The following is a 5,353-nucleotide window of genomic DNA, read 5'->3' as shown; positions in this document are numbered from 1 at the left end:
GAGTGGGTGAGGACGAAGGGAGCGCCGGAGTCCTGGAGCATGAAGGCGAGGCGCTCGCGAGGGTAGGCGGAGTCGAGTGGGACGTAGGCGGCGCCGGCCTTGAGGATGGCGAGGAGGGCGACGAGGGCGTCGACGGAGCGCTCGAGGCAGAAGGCGACGCGGACTTCGGGCCCGACGCCGCGGGAGCGCAGCAGGTGCGCGAGCCGATTGGCGCGCTGGTTGAGGGCGGAGAAGGAGAGAGAGGCGTCGTCGTCGAGGACGGCGAGCGAGTCAGGCGTGAGGGTGGCCTGGGCCTCGAAGAGCTCGTGGAAGGCACCCTTCCAGGGCATCTCCCGGCGCGTCGAGTTCCAATCGACGAGCACGCGGCGGCGCTCCTCGGCGGACAGCATCGGCAGCTCGCCCACGAGCGTGTCGGGGGCGTTGATGGCCGCCTCCAGCAGCGTGTGCAGGTGCCCCACCCAACGCTCGATGGTCGCGTCGTCGAACAGGTCCACCCGGTAGCTGAGCCCACCGGCCAGCCCGTCCGGCGTCTGTGACAACGTGAGCGTGAGGTCGAACTTCGTCGTCTGGTGGTCCTGCGCGAACGGCTCCAGATGCAGCGGCGGACTGTCCTCGGTCGCGCTTGCCACGGTGCGGCTCGTGACGGGGATGTTCTGGAGCGACAGCATCACCTGGAAGAGCGGCGTGTGGCTCAGGCTGCGCTGGGGCTTCAGCTCCTCGACGAGCTTCTCGAAGGGCACATCCTGATGCTCGTAGGCCGCGAGCGTCGTGGCCCGGACCTGGGCGAGCAGCTCGCGGAATCGCAGGCCCGGACGGACCCGGCTGCGCAACACGAGGGTGTTCACGAAGAAGCCGATGAGCCCCTCGGTCTCCGTCCGCGTGCGGCCCGCGATGGGCGAGCCCACGGCGATGTCGTCCTGCCCCGAGTAGCGCGAGAGGAGGACCTGCCACACGGCGAGCAGCGCCATGAACGGCGTGGCGCCCTCCTGGCGGCAGAGGACGGCCAGTCGCTCGGTCAGCTCCCGCGACAACCGAACGGGACGCGAGGCCCCGCGCGGATTGCGGACGGGCGGACGCGGCTTGTCCGTCGGCAGCTCCAGCAGCGGCGGCAGCTCACCAAGCTGTTGCCTCCAGTAGGCGAGCTGCTGCTCCAGCACGTCGCCCTTCAGCCACGAGCGCTGCCACGCGGCGAAGTCCGCGTACTGGATGGGCAGCGGCGCGAGCCGCGCCTCGATGCCCGTGGAGAACGCCTCGTACAGGGACGCGAGCTCCTGGATGAGCACGCCCATCGACCAACCGTCCGAGACGGCATGGTGCAGGGTGACCAGCAGCACATGCTCCTCGGCGGCGAGGCGCAGCAACATGGCGCGCAGCACCGGACCTCGCGCCAGGTCGAACGGACGCTGGGCCTCCTCGGTGGCGAGGCGCACGGCGCGCTCCTCGCGCTCCTCGGTGGGCAGGATGCCCAGCTCGACGATGGGCAGCACGAACGCCCGTGCCGGATGGATGACCTGGATGGGCTCCCCGTCGCGCGCGAGGAACGTGGTGCGCAGGGACTCGTGGCGCTCGACGAGCGCGGTGAAGGCGCGCTCCAGCGCCGCGACGTTCAGCGCGCCGCGGAGTCTCAACGCCGAGGGGATGTTGTACGCGGAGCTGCCGGGCTCCAACTGGTCCACCAGCCACAGTCGCTGCTGCGCGAAGGACAGCGGCAGCTCCCCCGTCCGAGGCGCGGGCACCAACGGCGGCGCCTGCGTCCCGGACTCCCCCCTCACGGCCAGGATTCGCGTGGCCAGGGCGGAGATGGACGACGCCTCGAACAGGGCTCGCAGGGGCAGCTCGACCTCGAAGGCCCTCCGGACGCGCGAGACCACCTGCGTCGCGAGCAGCGAGTGTCCACCCAGCTCGAAGAAGTCGTCGGCGACGCTCACCTTGTCGAGCCGCAGGACGTCCGCCCAGATGGCCGCGAGCAGCTCCTCGGTGGGGTTTCGCGGAGCGACGAAGGTGGACGAGGCGAGGGTGTCGGGCGCCGGCAGGGCCTTTCTGTCGAGCTTCGCGTTGGCGGTCAGCGGGAAGGCCGCCAGCGGGATGAGGAACGACGGAAGCATGAACTCGGGCAGCCGCTGCTTGAGGAAGGCGCGCAGGGCTGCCGGGTCGACAGGCGAGGACGCGGTGAAGTACGCGGTGAGGCGCTTGTCCCCGGGCACGTCCTCGCGGACGAGCGCGAGGGCTCTGGTGATCGACGTGTACTCACGGAGCGCGGCTTCGACCTCCGCCAGCTCGATGCGGAAGCCACGCAGCTTCACCTGCGAGTCGGCGCGGCCCAGGAAGTCGAGGGTGCCATCCGCGCGCCAGCGGACCAGGTCGCCCGTGCGGTAGAGGCGCGCACCCGGCGACGCGGAGAAAGGGTCGGGGACGAACCGCTCGGCCGTGAGGTCCGGGCGGAGCAGGTAGCCGCGAGCGAGTCCCTCGCCACCGATGAAGAGCTCTCCGGTGACCCCCGGTGCCACGGGTTGGAGCGAGGCGTCGAGGACGAGGAGCCGCGTCCCCTGGATGGGCCGACCGATGGGCAGCGTGGCGCCGAGGTCCTCGGCGCGCGTGATGGCGAAGGTGGTGGCGAAGACGGTGGACTCGGTGGGGCCGTAGGCGTTGGTGACCTGCGCGCCCCAGGCCGTCAGCGCCTTGCGGACGTGGACCGGGGAGACCACGTCGCCGCCGGTGAGGACGTGCTGCACCGTGCTCAGCCCCGGGAGCCCCGCGTCCGCGAGCTGCGAGAACAGACCGCTGGTGGCCCACAGCGTGGACACGCCGTGCCTCGAGACGGCGAGCTCGATCTCCTCCAGCGACAGCGTGTGGGCCGGCGGCACCACGAGCCGAGCGCCGTGCAGCAGCGCGCCCCAGATTTCGAACGTCGAGGCGTCGAACGAGATGGGCGCGAGCAGGACATGGGTCTGCTCGGGGCCGAAGCGCGTGTACGTCGCGCCGACGAGCGTCCGCAGCACGCCAGCGTGAAGTGTCCCCACGCCCTTGGGCCTGCCGGTGGAGCCGGAGGTGAAGTCGACGTAGGCGAGCGACTCGGGGAGGGCCAGGGAGGGCAGCGGTCCAGCGGGCTGGGCGGAGGTGTCGACCTCCTCGAGGACCAGCGTGGTGACGCCTTCGTTCGGCAGCTTGGAGGCCAGCGCGCGTGACGTGAGGAGGAGACGCGGCTGGGTGTCCTCCATCATGGCGAGGAGCCGGTGCGACGGATAGGACGCGTCGAGCGGGACGTAGGCCGCGCCCGCCTTGACGATGGCGACGAGCGCGATGACCAGCTCGAAGGAGCGCTCCAGGGAGAGCGCGACGCGGTCATCGGTGGTGACGCCGTGGTGGAGCAGGAGCCGGGCGAGCTGGTTGGAGCGCTCGTCGAGCTGCCGGTAGGTGAGCGCCGTTTCGCCGAAGACCAGGGCGGGTGCGTCAGGCGCGAGCGCCACGGCGCGGGCGAAGGCCTCCGGAATCGTGGAGTCGACGGGAGCGCTCAGCGGCGCCGAGGCCCAGTCGACGAGGACCTGCTGGCGCTCGTCCTCCGTGAGCATGGTGTGCGCCGAGACCGGCGCGTCGAGGTTGTTGACGATGGCTTCGGCGAGGCGCTTGAAGTGACGCGCCATGCGCTCGGCGGTGGCGCGCTCGAACAGGTCGGTGTTGAAGCTGAGACCTCCGAAGAATCCCTCGGGGGACTCGACGAGGCTGAGCTGGAGCTCGAACTTCGAGGTCCCGCCGCTGATGTCCACCGGGCTCAGGGAGAGCTCATGCGTCTGGACACCCGAGGCCGGCGTGTTCTGGAGGACGAAGAGGACCTGGAACAGCGGGCTGCGACTCATGTCGCGCGTGGGCTGCAGCTCCTCGACGAGACGCTCGAAGGGGATGTCCTGGTGCGCGTAGGCCCCGAGCGCCGCCTCCTTCACCTGTCGCAGCAGGTGCGGGAAGGACGCGTGCGCGTCGACGCGGGAGCGCAGGACGAGCGTGTTGACGAAGAATCCGATGAGCCCCTCGAGCTCCGAGCGGTGACGACCCGCGATGGGGGAGCCGACTGCGATGTCATCCTGGCCCGAGTAGCGGGAGAGCAGGAGCTGCCACACGGCGAGCAGGGCCATGAAGGGTGTGGCCCCTTCCTGCTGACACAGGTTCTTGAGCTTCTCCGTGGTCGCGAGCGGAAGGGTGATGAGCGCCACATCGCCCGCGGACGTCTGGACGGCAGGACGCGGCTTGTCCAAGGGCAGCTCGAGCGTCGTGAGGTCCGCGAGCTGGTGACGCCAGTAGTCGATCTGAGCGTCGAGGACAGGGCCCTGGAGCCAGGAGCGCTGCCAGACGGAGAAGTCGGCGTACTGGATGGAGAGGGGAGCGAGGGGAGAAGGCTTGCCGTGAGAGAAGGCGTCGTAGAGGGCGGCGACCTCTTGGATGAGGACACCCATGGACCAACCGTCGGAGACGATGTGGTGCATGTTGAGGGCGAGGACGTGCTCGGTGTCGCTGAGCTCCAGGAGCTGGGCGCGGATGAGCGGACCCGTGGAGAGGTTGAAGGGCCGCTGGTACTCCTCGCGCAGCAGACGCTCGACCTCGGCGCCGCGGACCTCGGGCGCGAGAGCCCGGAGGTTCACGTGTGTCACCGGTAGCTCCGCGTGCGGAGCGATCACCTGCAGCGGCTGGTCATCCTTCTGGATGAAGGAGGTGCGCAGCGCTTCGTGGCGAGAGACGAGGGAGTCAAAGCTGAGCTGGAGAGCCTTCGCATCGAGTGGGCCGGAGAGGCGCACGAAGGAAGGCATGTTGTAGGTGGAGGAGCCGGGCTGGAGCTGGTCGATGAACCAGAGGCGCTGCTGGGCGAAGGAGAGGGGAAGAGGCCCGGTGCGAGGGACGGGGAGGATGGGAGGAGGTTGAGCGCCGAGGGCCTGGCGAGAAGCGGAAAGGATTCGCGAGGCGAGAGAGGCGACGGTGGGGGCCTCGAAGAGGGCCCGCAGAGGCAGCTCGACGCCGAAGGAGGAGCGGATGCGGGAGATGACCTGGGTGGCGAGGAGCGAGTGGCCACCGAGGGAGAAGAAGTTGTCGGTGACGCCGACGCGCTCCAGGCGGAGGACGGAGGAGAAGATGGAGGCGAGCTTGTCTTCGGAGGGGGTGCGAGGAGCGACGAAGGAGGAGTCGCCACGCAGGGAGTCGACGTCGGGGGCGGGGAGACGGTTGCGAGCGAGCTTCCCGGAGGGAGTCAGGGGCAGTGCCGCCAGGGAGACGAAGGCGGAGGGCACCATGTACTCGGGGAGGCGCTGGAGGAGGAAGGCGCGGAGGGCCTCTGCGTCAAGCGGAGCGTCGGAGGAGAGGACGACGTAGC

Annotated in this window: 1 protein-coding gene; it reads right to left on the bottom strand. The window is 70.0% G+C overall.

The features are described 5' to 3' along the window. The coding region (locus FL311_RS40870) for a non-ribosomal peptide synthetase (protein ID WP_141333042.1) at positions 1 to 5,353 on the bottom strand (5,353 nt) is incomplete at both ends.

Source organism: Myxococcus sp. AB025B (assembly GCF_006518215.1).
In the GTDB taxonomy this organism is placed as follows: Bacteria; Myxococcota; Myxococcia; order Myxococcales; family Myxococcaceae; genus Myxococcus; species Myxococcus fulvus.
Note: the sequence above shows the minus strand (reverse complement) of the source record. Positions and strands in the feature narration are given on the sequence as shown.